Source organism: Methanoregula sp. (genome assembly GCF_035543475.1).
In the GTDB taxonomy this organism is placed as follows: domain Archaea; phylum Halobacteriota; class Methanomicrobia; order Methanomicrobiales; family Methanospirillaceae; genus Methanoregula.
Genome location: NZ_DATKKA010000006.1, coordinates 97907 through 114970 on the forward strand (window position 1 = coordinate 97907; position 17064 = coordinate 114970).

Annotated in this window: 17 protein-coding genes and 1 pseudogene; 10 read left to right on the forward strand and 8 right to left on the reverse strand. The window is 58.1% G+C overall.

Annotation, left to right across the window (positions count from 1 at the left end; genetic code table 11):
- Positions 1-12: 12 nt before the first annotated feature.
- Positions 13-522, forward strand: coding sequence for a DUF5804 family protein (locus tag VMS83_RS01945; RefSeq protein WP_325409329.1), 510 nt, complete (start codon positions 13-15; stop codon positions 520-522).
- A gap of 84 nt (positions 523-606) precedes the next feature.
- Here the strand turns inward: VMS83_RS01945 and VMS83_RS01950 are convergent, their stop codons facing one another.
- Both VMS83_RS01950 and VMS83_RS01955 read right to left on the reverse strand, forming a co-directional pair.
- Entirely contained in the window at positions 607-1275 is a 669-nt protein-coding gene (locus VMS83_RS01950; RefSeq protein ID WP_325409331.1) for an FKBP-type peptidyl-prolyl cis-trans isomerase, read from the reverse strand.
- 159 nt (positions 1276-1434) lie between these two features.
- Positions 1435-2664, reverse strand: a complete 1230-nt coding sequence (locus VMS83_RS01955; RefSeq protein WP_325409422.1) for a proteasome-activating nucleotidase — start codon at positions 2662-2664, stop codon at positions 1435-1437.
- A gap of 137 nt (positions 2665-2801) precedes the next feature.
- Between VMS83_RS01955 and VMS83_RS01960 the strand changes: the two genes are divergently transcribed.
- Complete coding sequence (locus tag VMS83_RS01960) at positions 2802-3314, forward strand: multiprotein bridging factor aMBF1 (RefSeq protein ID WP_325409334.1); 513 nt, start codon at positions 2802-2804, stop codon at positions 3312-3314.
- A 193-nt stretch (positions 3315-3507) separates the two neighbouring features.
- A complete protein-coding gene (locus VMS83_RS01965) occupies positions 3508-6576 on the forward strand; it encodes a PAS domain S-box protein (RefSeq protein ID WP_325409336.1) in 3069 nt (1022 codons plus the stop codon).
- Between the two features lie 34 nt (positions 6577-6610).
- Here the strand turns inward: VMS83_RS01965 and VMS83_RS01970 are convergent.
- Positions 6611-7154: pseudogene (locus VMS83_RS01970) on the reverse strand (LysE family translocator).
- On the opposite strand from VMS83_RS01970, the gene VMS83_RS01975 reads away from it, so the two are divergent.
- Positions 7077-7346 carry a hypothetical protein gene (locus VMS83_RS01975; RefSeq protein ID WP_325409425.1) on the forward strand — a complete coding sequence of 90 codons (270 nt, stop codon included), beginning with the start codon at positions 7077-7079 and terminating at the stop codon, positions 7344-7346. The pseudogene VMS83_RS01970 and the gene VMS83_RS01975 overlap by 78 nt on opposite strands.
- A gap of 258 nt (positions 7347-7604) precedes the next feature.
- Here the strand turns inward: VMS83_RS01975 and VMS83_RS01980 are convergent, their stop codons facing one another.
- On the reverse strand, positions 7605-8273 hold the full coding sequence (locus VMS83_RS01980) for an SOS response-associated peptidase (RefSeq protein ID WP_325409340.1): 669 nt from the start codon (positions 8271-8273) through the stop codon (positions 7605-7607).
- A 394-nt stretch (positions 8274-8667) separates the two neighbouring features.
- Here VMS83_RS01980 and VMS83_RS01985 point away from each other — a divergent pair, with 394 nt between their 5' ends.
- Both VMS83_RS01985 and VMS83_RS01990 read left to right on the forward strand, forming a co-directional pair.
- The gene (locus VMS83_RS01985) at positions 8668-10134 is read left to right on the forward strand and encodes an amino acid permease (protein ID WP_325409342.1); all 1467 of its coding nucleotides are present in this window, start codon (positions 8668-8670) and stop codon (positions 10132-10134) included.
- 365 nt (positions 10135-10499) lie between these two features.
- Positions 10500-11051: an NAD(P)H-dependent oxidoreductase gene (locus VMS83_RS01990; RefSeq protein ID WP_325409344.1), complete on the forward strand. Its 552-nt coding sequence runs from the start codon at positions 10500-10502 to the stop codon at positions 11049-11051.
- Positions 11052-11259: 208 nt separating this feature from the next.
- Here VMS83_RS01990 and VMS83_RS01995 read toward each other — a convergent pair whose 3' ends face one another.
- A complete protein-coding gene (locus tag VMS83_RS01995; protein WP_325409346.1) occupies positions 11260-11574 on the reverse strand; it encodes a hypothetical protein in 315 nt (104 codons plus the stop codon).
- 113 nt (positions 11575-11687) lie between these two features.
- Entirely contained in the window at positions 11688-11885 is a 198-nt protein-coding gene (locus VMS83_RS02000; protein WP_325409348.1) for a hypothetical protein, read from the reverse strand.
- 898 nt (positions 11886-12783) lie between these two features.
- Between VMS83_RS02000 and VMS83_RS02005 the strand changes: the two genes are divergently transcribed.
- From VMS83_RS02005 to VMS83_RS02015, 3 genes are all read left to right on the forward strand, one after another.
- The gene (locus tag VMS83_RS02005; protein WP_325409350.1) at positions 12784-12960 is read left to right on the forward strand and encodes a hypothetical protein; all 177 of its coding nucleotides are present in this window, start codon (positions 12784-12786) and stop codon (positions 12958-12960) included.
- A 111-nt stretch (positions 12961-13071) separates the two neighbouring features.
- The gene (locus VMS83_RS02010) at positions 13072-13968 is read left to right on the forward strand and encodes a class I SAM-dependent methyltransferase (protein WP_325409352.1); all 897 of its coding nucleotides are present in this window, start codon (positions 13072-13074) and stop codon (positions 13966-13968) included.
- A gap of 134 nt (positions 13969-14102) precedes the next feature.
- Positions 14103-14696, forward strand: coding sequence for a Yip1 family protein (locus tag VMS83_RS02015; RefSeq protein ID WP_325409354.1), 594 nt, complete (start codon positions 14103-14105; stop codon positions 14694-14696).
- 247 nt (positions 14697-14943) lie between these two features.
- Here VMS83_RS02015 and VMS83_RS02020 read toward each other — a convergent pair whose 3' ends face one another.
- Positions 14944-15348, reverse strand: a complete 405-nt coding sequence (locus VMS83_RS02020; protein ID WP_325409356.1) for a pyridoxamine 5'-phosphate oxidase family protein — start codon at positions 15346-15348, stop codon at positions 14944-14946.
- A 33-nt stretch (positions 15349-15381) separates the two neighbouring features.
- Complete coding sequence (locus tag VMS83_RS02025; protein ID WP_325409358.1) at positions 15382-15780, reverse strand: MTH865 family protein; 399 nt, start codon at positions 15778-15780, stop codon at positions 15382-15384.
- Positions 15781-15913: 133 nt separating this feature from the next.
- Between VMS83_RS02025 and VMS83_RS02030 the strand changes: the two genes are divergently transcribed.
- Positions 15914-16738: a winged helix-turn-helix domain-containing protein gene (locus VMS83_RS02030; RefSeq protein ID WP_325409359.1), complete on the forward strand. Its 825-nt coding sequence runs from the start codon at positions 15914-15916 to the stop codon at positions 16736-16738.
- The last annotated feature ends 326 nt before the right edge of the window (positions 16739-17064 follow it).

Below are 17064 nucleotides of genomic sequence, written 5' to 3' on the forward strand. Positions count from 1 at the left end.
AAAAGGGGCCCTATGAACATTCTCCTGATCCAGCGGGAAGGCACCGATCTCCACCACACCCTCTATTCTTCCGAGACCAGCCGGCACGCGCTCCGTTTTTACCACCCAAAGAAAATACCCTGCGGCGTTATCATTGCGGTCGCATCTCTCGGGAGCGCCCTCTCGCTTGTCTCAGAACTGCGCTGGTACCTCCGGCGCTACGTGCGGGAGACCCTCTTCGAGGTGGAGCCCGGGATCTTCTGCACCCATGATCTCGCGCAGGACATCTACTACGAGCGCACTGCCATCCTTGCAAAGCCCTGGGCCTTCCGCCGGCTTTACGGCTTTATCGCCGGGAAGCCGGCCCGCCGGCTGGTTATGGCCGCAGGCGCAGCCGCACAGGACTGTGCAGCGGATCTTACCGGGGCAGAACGGACAATCGAGGTCTGGTGCACGGAAGACGAGGTCGAGGACATCGGCGATCTCATCACTCTCGAAGAAGCCGGGGAGGAGCCCGGCCCGGCAGACAGCCCGGGGCCGTGATCGGGATAGATAAAAAGACTTTTTTTTGGCAGGATTCAGGGCATGTTCCCCTGATGCCCGCGGATTAAAAAAGAAGAGAGCAGGTTATGCTGCTGCCGTGGCATTTGCCGTGGTATTGGCGTGCAGGATCTCTGCCAGCCGGATGGTGAACGTGAGGTTCTGGCCGGCAAGGGGATTATTCGCATCCCAGGTGATGGTCGTATCCGTGACATTGAGGATCTTCACCGTGCTGATCGCGTTTGTGGTCTTATAGTGGATGGTGAACAGCTCACCGGGAGCAAAACTGGTATTGGCGAGCGGGCCGGTGCGGTTTAGGGTCTGGACAAGGCCCGGGTCGTACGCCCCGTAGGCATCGGTGTACATGAGGTTCACGATCTTGGTCTCCCCGGCCCGCATGCCGGTCACCGCGTTCTGGACACCGGAGATCACGCTGGAGTTCCCGAGAGTAAAGACGAGCGGGGTCGTGGTATTCATGTTGGAGATAAAGACCGTGCCGTTCTCGAAGGCTTCCGTATAGTAGATCGCAACGGTATCGCCCTTGACCGCTGCCGGGCCGGAAAAGGAGAGCCAGGCACCTGCGACCGCAAGGATTACAATGACTGCCACCCCGGCAAGGATCAGCCGGGTCATCCGCTTCTTCTTTGTACCGTCATCCGGTACCGGTGATCCCGCAGTCTCCGCAGCCGTGGTCTCCTCCACCGGTGCTGCCGCCTGTTCTGTGATCTCCTCTTTTACTGGTTCTGGATCGCTCATACACATTTCCTCCGCACAGGTATCGTAACCCCGGTATATCTTGCTGCGGTACAGGAAAAAGGTCGCGGTCTCTTACGGGAGAGTGCAGGTGGTGCCCCGAACTATACCGAAGAACCAGCAAAAAAGAACTGTCGCACCTTTACGGCAAAAAAAGGATGATCAGGCAAACATCCGCCCTTCCGCATCGGGCAGGGTGCGGGAGAAGTCGAGCCGGACCTTCTCGATGGCCGAAAGGAAATCCTCGCGGGTGATCGACGGCCGCTCGTTTCTTATCGCATACATCCCGGCCTCCATGCAGATCGCCCGGAGGTCGGCACCGTTCTTTCCTTCGGTCATGCCCGCGATCTCGGCCAGGTTGACTGAATCGTCCATGGTCAGGGTCCGGCTGTGCACTTTTAAGATGGAAAGCCGGCCCTCCTCGTCGGGTAAGGGGATCTCGATGATCCGGTCGAACCGGCCGGGACGGAGCAGGGCCTTGTCCAGGATATCGATCCGGTTGGTGGCCCCGATGATCTTCACGTCGCCCCGGTTCTCGAACCCGTCCATGCCGGCCAGGAGCTGCATGAGGGTCCGCTGCACCTCGCGGTCGCCCGAGGTGTTTGCCTCGGTCCTCGATGCACCCACCGCATCGATCTCATCGATGAAGATGATGGTCGGGGACTTCTTCTTTGCAAGGTCGAAGAGCTCGCGGACGAGGCGGGCCCCCTCCCCGATATATTTCTGGACAAGCTCGCTTCCCACCACCCGCATGAAATGGGCATTGGTCTCGTGGGCCACGGCTTTTGCAAGCAGGGTCTTTCCCGTACCCGGGGGCCCGTGGAGGAGCACCCCCTTGGGGGGTTCGATCCCGATCTGGGTGAAGAGCTCCGGGCGTTTGAGCGGGAGCTCGACCGCCTCGCGGATCTCGTTTATCTGCTCCTTTAACCCCCCGATATCCGAATAGCTCTCCATGGGAGAGTCCACCAGTTCCATGCCGTACACCTGGGCATCAAAGGAGCTGGGCAGCAGCTCCACGATGGCAAGCGACTGCTGGTTGAGCGTGCAGCGTGCACCGGGCTTTAAGTCGTCGGGGTTGATGGACGGCGAGCTCCGCACCAGGAACCGGGGCCCGGCACTGCTGCGCACGATCACCCGGCTGGTATCCACCACGTCCACAACGGTCCCGATAATAAGGGGGGGGCTTCGGAGCTGCTCGCTCTCGCTCTTGAGTTTCCGGACCTCCCGCTCGTACCGGATCTTCTGCGTCTCGGTATAGCGCTTGTCCGCTTCTGCCTGCCTGACCTGCTCGCGGAGCTCAAGGTTGCGTGACTCAAGGTTTGTGATCCGGTCCAGCAGCTGGGTCTCGAGATCCTGCTTGTCGCTCTCGATCCTCTGGAGCTGGTCGCGCAGCTGCTCAGTGAGCGAACGGTACAGCCGGCACAGTTCCTCAGGGGTCTGGGGCTCGGCTGTATCGCGAAGAATGTCACCCACGGGGGTTCCTCAAATAGGTATATAGGGAAATCGCCATATAAAGTGTTTGTGAGAATATGCAGTGCGAAATGTGTGGCGAAACCATTCGCGGCCCCCCGAAACTGATCCGTGTTGAGGGTGCTGAGCTGCAGGTCTGCACCAAGTGCGGGAAGTTTGGCACCGAGGTGCAGCAGCCCCGTCGGGCAGATATCCAGCGGCCGGTGGCCGGCCGGGCTGCACCGGGAGCCCGGGCAGGGACAGGAACCGCCCCGGTCCAGCGGAAACGGGACATGTTTGATTACATGGAAGGGGAGATCGTCGAGGATTATGCAAAGAGGGTAAAAGATGCCCGGATGGAAAAAGGGCTCTCCCAGAAGGACCTTGCCCTCCAGCTGATGGTACGGGAGCTGCTCATCAAAAAGATCGAGAAGGGCGAACTCGTCCCGGAAGAAGAGGTACGAAAGAAACTGGAAAAAGTGCTCGGCATCAAGCTCGTGGACCTGGTTTCCGATGATGCGGAGAAGAAGACCCAGGCAAAGATCACCCAGACGCTGGGCGATCTCACCATTATCCGGAAAGCAAAGAAATAGCGGCGCATCTCCCCGGTGCCGCCAATCACCCCCGTTTTTTTGTTGTATCCCGTTATATCGGACCGGATCCTTCTGCCGGCAGGTGCGGTGCAATCCTCTTTGTCCAGGCGCCGCTCTTCTGGAGGAAAGACAAATACCCATATAATCCAATCACTAATCAGGAAGTACCGCGGAGTGGCCCGGGCCGATAGGTATGATCTCTATCCTTTATGTCGATGACGAGGAGAGCCTGCTTGAGGTAGGCAAGCTCTTCCTTGAACGGAGCGGGCAGTTCTCCGTCGACGTTATTGCCTCGGCCACGGAGGCGCTGGATCTGCTTGCCACCCGGGAGTACGATGCGATCATCTCCGACTACCAGATGCCCGTGATGGACGGCATCGAGTTTCTAAAGAAGGTGCGGTCGTCGGGAAAGACCATCCCGTTCATCCTCTTTTCCGGCCGGGGCCGCGAGGAGATTGTCATCCAGGCCTTAAACGAAGGGGCAGACTTCTACCTCCAGAAAGGCGGGGAGCCGCTCGCCCAGTTCACCGAGCTCTCGTTTAAGGTCCGGCACGCAGTCCAGAAGCGCTGGGCGGAGTCACGCCTCCGGGAGCACGAGCGGCGCGAGGCGGACATTATCAACTTCCTGCCCGATCCCACCTTTGCGATCGACAAGGCCGGGACCGTGATCACGTGGAACCGGGCCATGGAGGAGATCACCGGGATCCGGCCCGCGGAGATCCTCGGGAAGGACCGGTACGAGCACGCCATGGCCTTCTACCATGAACGCCGCCCGATGCTCGCCGACCTCATCCTTTCTCCAGATGCCCGGTACGAGGAAGAGCATTATCTCTACACCATCCATGGCAACCGGGTGCTGACCGCCGAGACCACGTTTCAGAAGCCTGACGGGACGCCGGTCCATATCTGGGGGAAGGCAAGCCTCCTCCTGGACGGGAACGGGCTGGTCGCCGGCGCCATTGAATCCATCCGTGACATCACCGAACAGAAGAAGGCAGAAAAGGAGCTCCGGGCCGCGTACGATGAGCTCTCCGCTGCCGAACAGGAGCAGCGCAGCCAGTTCCAGGAGCTGGCCCGGAGTGCGCAGCTGATCCAGGAGAACGAGGAGAATTTCCGGCAACTGGTAGAGACAGCACCCGATCCCATCTATATCATCGCCGGGGACCGGTTCGCCTACGTCAACCCCGCCATGGTCCGCCTGATGGGGGCAGCGTCAGCGCAAGAGCTGCTCCATACCTCGCTGTTCGACCGGATCCACCCGTCGTGCCACGGGGATATCCACGGGCGGGCCCGGACGGTGATCGAGGAACGCAGGCCGGCCGGGCTCAAGGAGACGGTGTATATCAGGATGGACGGGACGCCCATCGATATCGAATCCTCGATAGCGCCGTTCCGGTACCACGGGGAGCCGGCGGGCCTGGTCATCCTCCGGGACATCACCCGGAGGAAACGGGCCGAGCAGCAGCTAAAGGAAAGCGAGGAAAAGTACCGTGACCTGGTCGAGACTGCGGACAATATTATCCTGAAATGGGACAAGACCGGGACGATCACCTTTGCAAACGGATACGCGGCGCAGTTCTTCGGGTATTCCCGGGACGAGATCGTGGGAAAGCCTGTTATGGGAACCATCGTCCCGCCCACGGAGTCGGGGTCGGAAAAAGACTTACAGCAGATGATCGCTGACATCATCCGCCACCCCGAACGCTATACCACAAACGAGAACGAGAACATCACCCGCGATGGCCGGCGGGTCTGGATCCAGTGGCACAACCGGCCCCTCTTTGACGGTAACGGGGAGTTTGCCGGCCTCTTCTCCATTGGCGCCGATGTCACCGAAAAGAGAAAAGAGAAGCAGGAGCTCTTCGAGAACGAACAGTGCCTGACTTCGATCTACAACACGGTGGCTGACGCAATCTTCCAGCTGGCCGTAGAACCCGGCGGGCAGTACCGTTTCACATCGGTCAACCGGGCCTTTTCCCTGATCACGGGCATTCCCCCCGGGCGGGTAATCGGAAAAACGGTCGAGGAGGTGATCCCACCGGAGTCCCTCTCTTTTGTCCGGGAAAAATACCACAAGGCCATTGAAACCAGGGCGCTGGTGCGCTGGGAGGAGACCTCCATGTACCCATCAGGGATGCTGACCGGTGAGATCAGCATCGCACCTATCTTTGACAAGGACGGAACCTGTACCCACCTGGTCGGGTCGGCACATGATATTACGGACCGGAAAAAATCCGAACAGGCGCTCCGGGAGACCGAAGCGGAGTACCGCAGCATCTTTGCGGCAGAGTCCGACGGGATCGCCGTGGTAGACCAGGCCACCGGGACCATCCTCGACTGCAACGAAGCACTCGCGCTTATGCACGGGTACGGGCGCGAGGAACTTTTGGGACAACCCATCACCGCCCTCTCGGCGGAGTCGGATGCCACAAAGCTTGCGATCAACCAGGCCACCCCGTCCATCCGCGACCGGTACCACAAGCGCAAGGACGGCAGCGTCTTCCCCGTCGAGATCACGGTAAACGCTACCACCCTCAAAGGAAGGGAGGTCCTGATCGGCGCCCTCCGCGACGTGACCGGGATCCGGCGTGCCGAGGAGGAACTCCGGCAGGCAAACCGGAGCCTTGCCCTCCTCACGAACGTGACCCGGCACGACATCAACAACCAGCTGGTGGCCCTGAACGGTTTCCTTGAGCTCCTCCACGAGAAGGTGAAGGACCCGTCGCTCGAGATGTACTTTGCCTGGCTCTCCCAGGTGAGCACCCGGATCGCTTCCATGATCCAGTTCGCGAGCACGTACGAGACCGTGCGGAAACCCGACCTTGTCTGGCAGGATCTCCATACGCTCGTCCAGACCGCGGTACGGCAGGTCTCCCTGGGGAAGATTGCCGTGAAAAACGAGATCCCGACCGGGGTCGAGATCTTCTCCGACCCGATGCTCCTCAAGGTGATCTACAACCTCGTGGAAAATGCCGTCCGGTACGGGGGATCCACCCTCTCCATCCTCCGCTTTTACCTCGTGGACCGGGACGGTCACAACATCATCGTCTGCGAGGACGATGGTGCCGGGGTCCCGTACGAGAACAAGGAGAGGATCTTCGACCGGGGGTTCGGGAAGAACACCGGGCTGGGGCTCTTCCTGGCCCGCGAGATCCTCTCGCTGACCGGGATCACCATCAGGGAGACCGGGGAGCCGGGGAAGGGTGCCCGCTTCGAGATCGCAGTCCCGAAGGGTTCGTTCCGGTTTGACGGGAAACCCTGATCCGGCGGGCCGGTAACTTTTGCATTAACCCGGCTCACAGGTGGGTCAGCAGGATCCCGGCCCCCAGCCCGACAAAGAGCAGGCTTGCGAAGAGATCGAAGCCGGCCTGGATCTTCGGGTTTTCCCGCAGGGCGTCGGCAAAGGCGGATGCCCCGAGCGCAACGATCAGGCACCAGATGGTACCGGTGAGCATGAAGGTCCCGCCCAGGAAGAGGAACGGGATCGCCCCATAGCCGGCGGCGGGATCGATAAATTCCGGTAAAAACGCCAAAAAGAAGAGCGCCACCTTCGGGTTGAGGAGGTTGGTGAGGGCGCCCTGGCGGTACACCACCCGGAGGTCCTCCCGGGATGCGGCCGGCACCAGGCCGGGCACCCTTCCGGTGCAGCCACGTGCTGATCCCCAGCCAGACCAGGTACAGCCCGCCGAGCATGATGACGGCGGTAAATGCAACCGGCCAGAGGGCAAGGATGGCGTAGAGCCCGAGTGCCGCCGCGGTGATATGGACAAGGCAGCCGGAACCGACCCCCAGCACCGAAACGATGCCGGCAGTACGCCCCTGTGCAAGGCTCCTTCCCATGATGTAAAGGGTGTCCTGGCCGGGCACGAGGTTGAGGGCGATCCCGGCAAGGAGGAATGCAACATAGTCATGGGTCCCGAAGAGATCGCCGCTCAGCATGGTACCGGGATATTCTTTTCAGGGCACACATGGTTTTTGGTTTGCGGTTCCGGGGAACGGGACGGAATTTTCTGCTCTGGAGAGATCACATGAGAAAGAGATGAGAGTCCCCCTCTTCCATGCCGGTGCGTCCCCCGGGAGGGGCGAGGCGCAATCGCGATGCTCCCGGCATTACCCGTACATGCAAACGAACCGCCGGGCAATTCAGGAGTGCAGGTAATACAACATCATTGTTAAGCGGGGGAGGGTACAGCGGCGGGGACGGAGGTTTGCGGGAGCCCCCCGGAGCGTTGTTCTGTTGCTTTTGAGAATTTCTCTAAAACAGGATTCTGGGGACAGCCCCCGGTAGCCTTAGAACCCCTGTACCGGCGCGATCACCCGCTCGTCGTCCACCTGCAGGTCATTGACCCGCTCCGAGACCGCGTACACCGCGAGGCTCTCAGGAGGTGCCGGCGCAAGGATCCGGTGTATCTCCTCCAGCGGGATCGGTTCGCGGGAGACCCAGCGGATCTCGTCCTCCTGCCGGAGGATCGCGGGCATCCGGTGGTGGACCGGGGCAACCACGCTGTTTGCCGGGGTCGTGATGATCGTATAGGTGGCAAGCGTCATGCCCGCCGGGTTCTGCCAGATGTCGTACAGCCCGGCAAAGGCAAAGACCGGATCGCCGGGCTTATGGAAGTAGTACGGGATCTTCTTTCCCCACTGCTCCTTCCACTCGAAAAAACCGCTCGCTGGTACCAGGCAGCGCCGGGTATGGAGGAGTTCCCGGAACATCGGCTTCTCTGCAAGATTTTCGGCCCGGGCATTGGCCGGGCGGTGCAGCGAGATGATGTCCCGGGCCCAGTGCGGGACAAGCCCCCACTGCATCATCCTTGCCTCTGCCCGCTCGTGCGCCACGATCACGGGGTTGGTACTGCCCGGGGCAATGCTGAAGTGGGGCCCAAACCCGATCGCGGGGTCGACGACCCGGAACCTCCCGCAGAGGTTATCGATGCATACCAGCGAGTACCGGATGCACATAGCGTTGTATCTTCCCACCGGGTATCATCAAGGTTCCGGGCAAATGCCGTGGTGTTGTGTGCAGAACTTTTTTCACCCGTTGCTGCCCTCGTTCCTGCTCCGGACACTTCTCCCGGCAGGATCTCCCGGGGAATTATCCGCCCAGGGGGACCGGCGGTATGCTAAACCGGGGCATAAGCGCAATTATTTTTTCAGTTATCGCTTGGTTTATGCGATTTTATTGTCAATTACCCTTTACCAATCCCGTAACCGGTCCGCGGTGCCTGCCTGGATCTTTTGTCTTTTTTCTGGCAAATGATCGCCATGAGCACCCCCAACCTCCCTGTGCCGGGGCCGGGCAGGGGCAGTAACGCATCCATTCCCGCAACCGGCACCGGCACACCGAGGACAGAACATGGCAACCTTTCTCCAGTCGCTCCGCGACCACGCGATGTTTAAGAAAAAACCGATCAGCGAACTGGTGGCCCACTGTTCCGGGGAGCACGCCCTCCACCGGGTCATCAGCCCCCTGGAACTGGTCCTCCTCGGGATCGGGGCCGTGGTCGGGACCGGCATCTTTGTCATCACCGGCGTTGCCGCGGCCGACTACTCCGGCCCTGCGATCATCCTCTCCTTTGTTATCTCGGGTATCGTCTGCATGCTTGCGGCCCTCTGCTATGCCGAGTTCTCCTCGATGGTGCCGGTGGCCGGGAGCGCCTATACCTACTGCTACGCCAGCTTCGGGGAGATCTGGGCGTGGATCATCGGGTGGGACCTGATCCTCGAGTACGCGGTCTCGATCGCAGCGGTCGCGGTTGGCTGGTCGGCGTACGTAACGAGCCTGCTTGCCGATATCGGCATCCTCCTCCCCCCGGCCCTTGTCAATCCCCCGGGCACCGGGGGAGGGTTCTTCAACCTCCCCGCGATGCTGATCATCCTTGCCATTACGGCCCTCCTGATTGTCGGGGTAAAAGAGAGCATCCGGCTCAACACGATCATCGTGGTGGTCAACATCGCGGTGATCCTGCTCTTCTTTTTCCTCTGTTACTCCCATATCGATGCGGTCAACTGGCACCCGTTCATGCCGTTTGGCTGGACCGGGGTCTTTGCCGGGGCCGCGATCGTCTTTTTTGCCTACATCGGCTTTGACTCGGTCATGACCGCGGCCGAGGAGATCGAGAATCCCCAGAAGAACCTGCCGATCGGGATCATCGGGTCGGTCTCCGTGGTCATCCTCCTGTACGTGGGCGTTGCCGCCGTGCTTACGGGCGTGATCCCCTATGGCGAACTGGGCACCAGTGCCCCGGTCGCAGATGCCCTGACCCGGATCGGGGTCCACGGGGGAGCATTGCTCGTTTCGCTGGGCGCCCTCTGCGGGATCACGTCAGTGATCCTTGTCACCCTCTACGGCCAGACCCGGATCTTCTTTGCGATGGCGCGGGACGGCCTGCTCCCGGCGTTTTTCTCCGATATCCACAAGACATTCCATACGCCGGCGAAAGTGACGCTTCTCGTGGGCCTCTCGACCGCGCTCGTTGCCGGCCTGCTGCCGCTGGGCCTGATCGCGGAACTGGTAAACATCGGCACACTCGCGGCGTTCATGGTCGTTGCCTTCGGGATCATTCTTTTGCGGAGGAGCCAGCCGCACCTCGAACGGCCGTTCAGGTGCCCGGCCATGCCGTATGTCCCCATCCTCTGCATTGTCTCCTGCGCTGTCCTGATCCTCGTGCTGCCGGCCATAACGCAGGTACGTTTTGTGATCTGGATGCTCGTCGGCCTTGCGATCTACTTTGTCTTCGGGATAAAAAACAGTGCAAACGGGAAAAGCCCGGCTGCCGATCCCAGGATCTGCGGGGCAGGGTCGGATTCCCCCGACCGGTAGCCACCTCTCCTGCTGCAGCCATTACCCGCGCCGGCCGGGTGGGGCAGAGGATCGGTCAACCCCTTTTTTTCGACTGCAGAAATTTTTTCACTCATCGCCAGCTATATGCCGATCGCGTGATGATGCAATCCTATGAAACACTGTCCGGGCGGTTCACAACCGAAGACATGCTGGTACTGCTATATGTGCATTGCCTACTTCTTTTGTAAGATAAGGGATCGCTGCCATTAAGGAATCGTTTCTGAAAAATGGTCTGGCCGTGCGGGCGATCTCCGGAACGGAGAGGATCAAAAGAGAACCTGCCCGCCCCCCTTTCGCCATCCTCAAAAGGCACCTAGATATCCCGGGACGAAAATGTACGTTGTATGAGCCAGTACCAGATCGCCGTACTTGTCGGGAGTCTCAGGAAGGACTCACTTAACCAGAAACTTGCCACCGGCCTCACCCGGCTCGCTCCGCCCGGATTTTCCTTTACGCAGGTGCAGATCGCCGACCTGCCGCTGTACAACCAGGACAACGACGACCACCCGGCTGCCGCAATTGTCCGGATGAAGGACGGGATTAAGGCTGCTGACGGCCTGCTCTTTGTCTCCCCGGAGTACAACCGTTCCATCCCGGGCGTGCTCAAGAATGCGCTCGATTGCGGCTCCCGCCCCACCGGCCAGAGTGCGTGGGCGGGAAAACCGGCGGGGATCATAGGCGTCTCCACCGGGGCAATCGGGACGGCAATGGCCCAGCAGCACCTCCGTAATGTCCTCTCCTACCTCGATGTCGCAGTGATGCGCCAGCCCGAGGCCTATCTCCAGATGCGGGAGGGCATGTTTGATCCTGACGGAAACATCGGGGCCGGGAGCAGGGCTTACCTCCAGAACTGGATGGACAAGTACGTAGCGTGGATCCAAAAGAACACGGGATGAGGAAGATCAACCTCATCCCACCCTGTCCACCGCCACGAGCCGGTTTACGATAAATCTCTGTGCACCCCGAAGGAAGTCCGGGCAATTATCCGGGAAAAAGAGAAAATCCGGGGCGATCCTTTGTTGCGGGTTATCCCGCAGGGTACAAAACAGCGTTCGGAAAAAAGGTGGCCAGGGGTATCCCCGGGGGCAGTACCCGGGTACCGGGTTACTTCTTTACCACGGGGGGTTTGTTCAGCTCGGCCTTTGCCTTCTCCACTTCAGCTTTCGCCCGGGTAAGGAGATCGTCAAAGGACTTCTGGACATGCGTTGTCGTGTCCTTTACGGTCTTCTCGATGTGCTTCTTGCCCTCATCGGTAGCCACGAGGTCGCGGGTGACCTTTGCGAGATCATCCATTGCGGAGAGGACCGATTTGGTGGCGGCGGTCAGGCGGAGATCGATCGGGTTCTCCTCCTTTGCCGGGGCCGGGGCGGGGTCTTCCACCCAGAGCCCCTTCTCAAAGTGCCCTTTCTTTTCTGTCATGATAATCACGGGATATGATGTATCATCTGTAGACGGTGCTACTACAAAAGGCTTCTAGAAAGGAGGGGGCGGATTTTCCCGGAAGCCTCAAGGGTAAAAAAGGGTGATGCCGGTTACTTATGAAAGCAGGGAGTTGCGATGGTTGAACGCTTCCTGCACTGCCGGCACGAGGAATCCCGGGAGGCCTTGAAAAACTCCGCCGGGGTCCGGTTGATAATGACATTGTCTGAATAACACAGGGGACAGGTCCAGCGGATGATATAGCCGGAATGTGTTCCCACAACTACCGATTTTAATGCTTGTTTGGCCATTGCTTACTACTCTTAGATATACTGATTCGACCGGCGGCAACAATTGCCAGATCCGGGATTTTATCGATCCTTACTACAAAAAAGGTTTCTCAGGGGAGGTCAAGGATCGCTGTTGATCGATCACCAGGATCGGGCGCGATCGTATGTATGCCCAAAACCGTTTATGTATAAGAGAATAGGTTGTCCCAGCGTATAACATGATGTGCGGGAACACCGAAATGCGGAAGCCGGTACTGCGCAGGTACCCTACGTTTGCCGGTTGCGGGATCCTTATGAAACAACCGGGCCGGGAGCAGGGCCGCCCGCAGAACAGGACGGCCCCGGATACTCCCTGAAAAAAAATCGTTGGTTACGGAAAGGATCTGCGGGGACCTGTTCGCACGGGTACCGGTAACAAACCCGGGCGTTTTCCGGCAACGCTCATGGAATGGTTTTTTCGCGTGAAAACGCCCCCATCCGGTACGGTCAAAGAAAACGAGAGGGAGGATCTGCCCCCCCTCTCCTGTTGCAGTGGCTGCCGCCCCGCAGGGACGGGAGTTCCTGCTGCTTAAATGCAGACCCAGGAAGCCTGACAGAGGCACGCCCACTTGCAGCACAGACACAGGTACGGATAGGCCCAGCATCCCATAATACAAAACACTTGCCGCTACACCCCATATATCCGTCGTTGAGTGCAGTTTTTATTGCAGTAATGGCCCGGATCCGGGCCCCGGTCCGGAGCGTTTCCCCATGGACCGGTGCATGCGGAACGGGACGGATGAAAGACTGAACGCATGACGCCCGCGATCTTTTTGGTCCTGATGGTACTAACCTGCAGGTTCAATGATTTCACGCGGGCCATCTGAGGAATATATAGGCTGGAGCCGGAAAGATACGTGCCAATCGGAGTTCATCTGACATGAATACACAGGTAATAAAAAATGGACCAGGCGTACACGGGCAGGCATTAAACGAGATGGAGATCATCCTTGGCGGGATCGTATGGTTCGCGGTGCTCCTTGCCGGGTTTACCACGCTGACGGTTGTCGGTGGTTGCCTGTACCTGGCATTTCTCGGGAGCAGGATGTATTTCTAGATCCTGCGTGGGGGGTCCCCTGCCGGGAAAAAACTGAGGGGCCGGCGGGATGTCTCCCCGGGAATGGCACAATAAAAAAACTCATAATCTTCCAGAAAAAATGGCTCTTGTATGGAACAACCAGACAGAGCCCGTGATCCCCCCCGGGACCACACCCGCTCCGGGCCCAGCCTGACTGCGGAGAGGGTGGCCGCATTCCGGGCAGCCGAATCGATGCTGCCGGTAGACCAGCGGGTATGCTACGATCCGTACGCGATCCAGTTTACCGATCCCGACCGCCTCGACGACCTGACCGAATATACCGACACCCATTTCCCCGGGCTCCGGAATTATGTCGTTGCACGGGCCCGGCATTTTGACGATGTCATCACGCTTGCGGCAAAGACCGGACTTGTCCAGCTGGTGATCCTGGGTGCGGGGTACGATACCCGGCCGTACCGGATCAAGGAACTCGAGGGCCGCGTGCGGGTCTTTGAGGTCGATCATCCCGATACCCAGCAGGTAAAAAAAGAGAAGATTGCGGAAATTTTTGGCGGGCTTCCCGAAGATGTCGTGTATGTCCCGGTTGATCTTGAGACGCAGGATTTGGGCAGCCTTCTTTTGGATTCCGGGTATTTCCCGGTGAAAAAGACCCTTTTTGTCATGGAAGGCGTGATCATGTACCTTACCCCCCGGGCCATTGACGCGATCCTGTCCTTTGTGGTCAATAACTCCGGACAAAACAGCGCCGTGCTCTTCGATTATCCCGAGGAAACCGGTGACGATACGGATTCCTCATCCCGAAAGACAAGAGAAGATTTCGGGAAACATACCGCCCGCCATGGCGAACCGATCCTGTTTTCGATGCCAAAGGAAGGCCCGGGAGCGTTTCTCCGCGCACGGGGCTTTTCCCGGATCCGGATTGTGCCCGGGGACGATTACCGGCGCCTGTATTTCATCAGGAAGAAGGAAGGACGGGAACTCCTCACCACGTCATCGTTCGTGTACGCAGTGGTCGGGGACCGGTGAGAAAGACCAGGGGATCCTCTTTTTTAAAAACGGGGAGCATTTCCCTGAGGGGATGAGTATTACCGGGAAGGAACCTGCCAGTTCACCCGTACATGATAAAATAAAATAAATGAGAGTGAATATGTCGTGTACCCATGTCGTCAGATTTTCTTGATCTTCTTTTCCATCCCGATACTTTCTTTGCACGGAAAACCACGGAGACCCCGGATTATCTTGTCCCGGCCCTTATTGTCGGAAGCATCAGCCTGCTTTCGCTGATAGCGCCCTATTTTCCGGGCCTCATCCTCCCGCATACCATTCCGGTAACGGTCATTGTCACCCTGCCTGAAATCATCATGAACGTGGCCGGTCCCTTTATTACCTGGTTTTTGGTCTCACTATGCCTGTTTGCGATCTGCAGTTTCTTTTCCGGCACGGGAACCTTTCCGGCAACGTTCAGGTGTGCCGGTTACGGGATGCTGCCCGTCGCCCTGGTAACACTCATTGAAGTTCTTACCAGTCCTTTTCTTTCTCCACAATCTGTCATGATGATCCCTCTCTGGGCGATAATGGCCATTATTTACGGTGAGTTTGTTCTCTTTGTTGTGTTTCTTGTCTGGAACGGGTACATCTGGATGGCCGCGATGGAAAAAGTCCATGCAATCCCCCAGAGATATGCAATTATCGCGGCGACAGGTTCCCTGTTTCTCTTCATCACCTTGAAGCTGATCTATCTCCCTATAGTATAGCACTCTCCGACACAATCTCCGGTTGTGAAGTGGGCGCCGGTGGCCGGAAAGAAGCGCCGGAAGGGAAGCCCGTATTGTGAGGCGGGGGTATTGTGCGGGCTCATCATGCGAAACCCCTGCCGGGGCCTGCTCAGGTTCTGTCAAGCCTTATGGTGATTGCATTAAGCCTTCGTCGAGGAAAATATGTCGCCACCCGCAGACTTTACAGAGCCCCGGCTGTCCTTCATTAAACGGAACGTAAAAAAGATTAAAGGATTTTTTTGCCGGCGTTCGGGCCCGGCTGGCATTCGAAAACCTCGGTGATCTTCACGATGATAAGGGAACGTGCAGGTAAGGCCGGATTCTTTTTGTTGATCGTTGCCTTCATCGCATCGAAATCTTTACCGCTGGTCTTTACAGATGCATGGCCCTTGATCTGGAAACAGCCCTTGATCTCCGGGCCCCAGACGTAGAGCGCGATCTTCGGGTTTGCCGTAAGGTTTTCAAGCGACTTGTGCATGAAGTTGTCCGTGATCCAGATCGTGTCATCGCTGACAAGTTCGACAACACCGATGGGGACCACGTTTGGGGTACCATCTTTTGACGCGGTTGCAACCGGGAAGATCTTCATTTTGCCAAATGCTTCCTTCATCTCTGCGGTTAATTTCACCATGGTAAATTCACTCCGAATGATCTTTTGATGGGATTACAGTCCTGCCCGCTCGACAATGACGTCAGCGACAACCTTTGCACTCTTAAAGGGGAAGTCCGATGCCTTGAGGAGTTTTCCCGCTTCACCTGCGGTCATCTTCAGATCCCCAACCTGGCAGGTAGTGTTGGCCCCATCCGGGAACGCCGCGATCAGGTCTTTTGGGGTCTTGACCGGGAACTTCGCGCCTTTGAGTGCACCGGCAATCTGTGCATGGATCTGTTCCTTTACTGATGGCTCGCTACCGATCATGCCGGAGATCTCGCCGGCTGCCTTTGCGATCGAGCAATCAGCATTGTGAGTTCCGCATCCGAAACATGCGCCCTTGATCGCCTTGAGGGATTCTTCAGCCTTTGCCATCGATACTTCTTTTCCTGTGTGTTTCCATGTAGGCATTTGTTTCACCGGTTAACGATTGTTAAGTTATGAATATATACATGAGCGTCAGAAAAATATACAAACAATTCCCGGTACAGAAAAATGACCCACACGGTCATTATCCGACAGGATCGATACGGATGGGAAGATTATGGGCACACCAGCAGGGACACTGACCGAGATCCGCGAGCTGAAAGCGGAGATATCCGGGCTCCGAACGGATCTCAAGCGGTTCGTTGAACGGGCAAACCAGCAGCACGTGGACGCAGTGCTGGGCGGGATCCGGAAAGAGTACGCCGGGGCATTTGCGGACCAGCAGATCGGTTCTGCCAAAGCAGATCTCTCACTTCGGATGGTGGAAAACTGTCCCATGAAGACGACCTGCTACGGGGCATTTACGGAGTTCCTTGAGAACTCAGCCCGGCACATTGCCGAGGGTACCGTCTCCGAAGAGCTGATCCAGTCATACCGCGAGAAAATGGCGGCACTCAGGAAAAAAGGCAAAAAAGAGGAGTGCTCCACCTGCTTTACGGAGCTTGGCCGGCTCTTTGAGAACCAGGTCGGCCTGATGCAGACGCTTGGAATTTACCGGAAGAAGAACGAAACCGATACCGATTTTTCCGGGGTACCCGATGATGCAGTGGTAAGAGATCTTCTCGAACCCGTGGCAAGTCCCCCGCGGTTCCAGATCCTCAGGGCACTTTCCACCGGGACGCGAACGTTCTCGGATATCTCCCAGCTGACCGGGCTCCGTGGCGGAAATCTCCTTTTCCATATCCGGAAACTTGCCGATGCGGGCATGATCCTCCAGCGGCACGAGCGGGGGGATTACATTATCACGGACAAGGGATTCAAGACATTGACGGCAATTGCACAGCTGTACCAGATGGTGAACGTGTCGAATGCCGGGACCGTTAACGGCAGAGGGAGTACCCACGAAAATACGCCCGTAAAACCGTCCGATTCCCCGTCCTGAAAATTAAATGCCAATAATGCCCCCGTTTGCCAAAATAAGCCCAAATTGAGCCCCATATAATGCCCGTAAACGGCCCATAAAGGCCGTTTTTCGGCCTCTTTTCCCGGGATCGCACAAATGCCCGTTTTGCCTGAGATCGGGCCTTAAAATCGCGATACGTGAACGCTATATTTTGTCCGATTGCCAAAATAAGGCCTATTTGGGCTTATTTTAAATCGGAGGCCAAATTGGGCTCCGATGGTATCCAAAAAGAGACCATCCGGGCTCAATACGGGCCCGGAATAACGCAGGTCTGATCTAGAGAATGGGGGCTAATGCCCCCATAC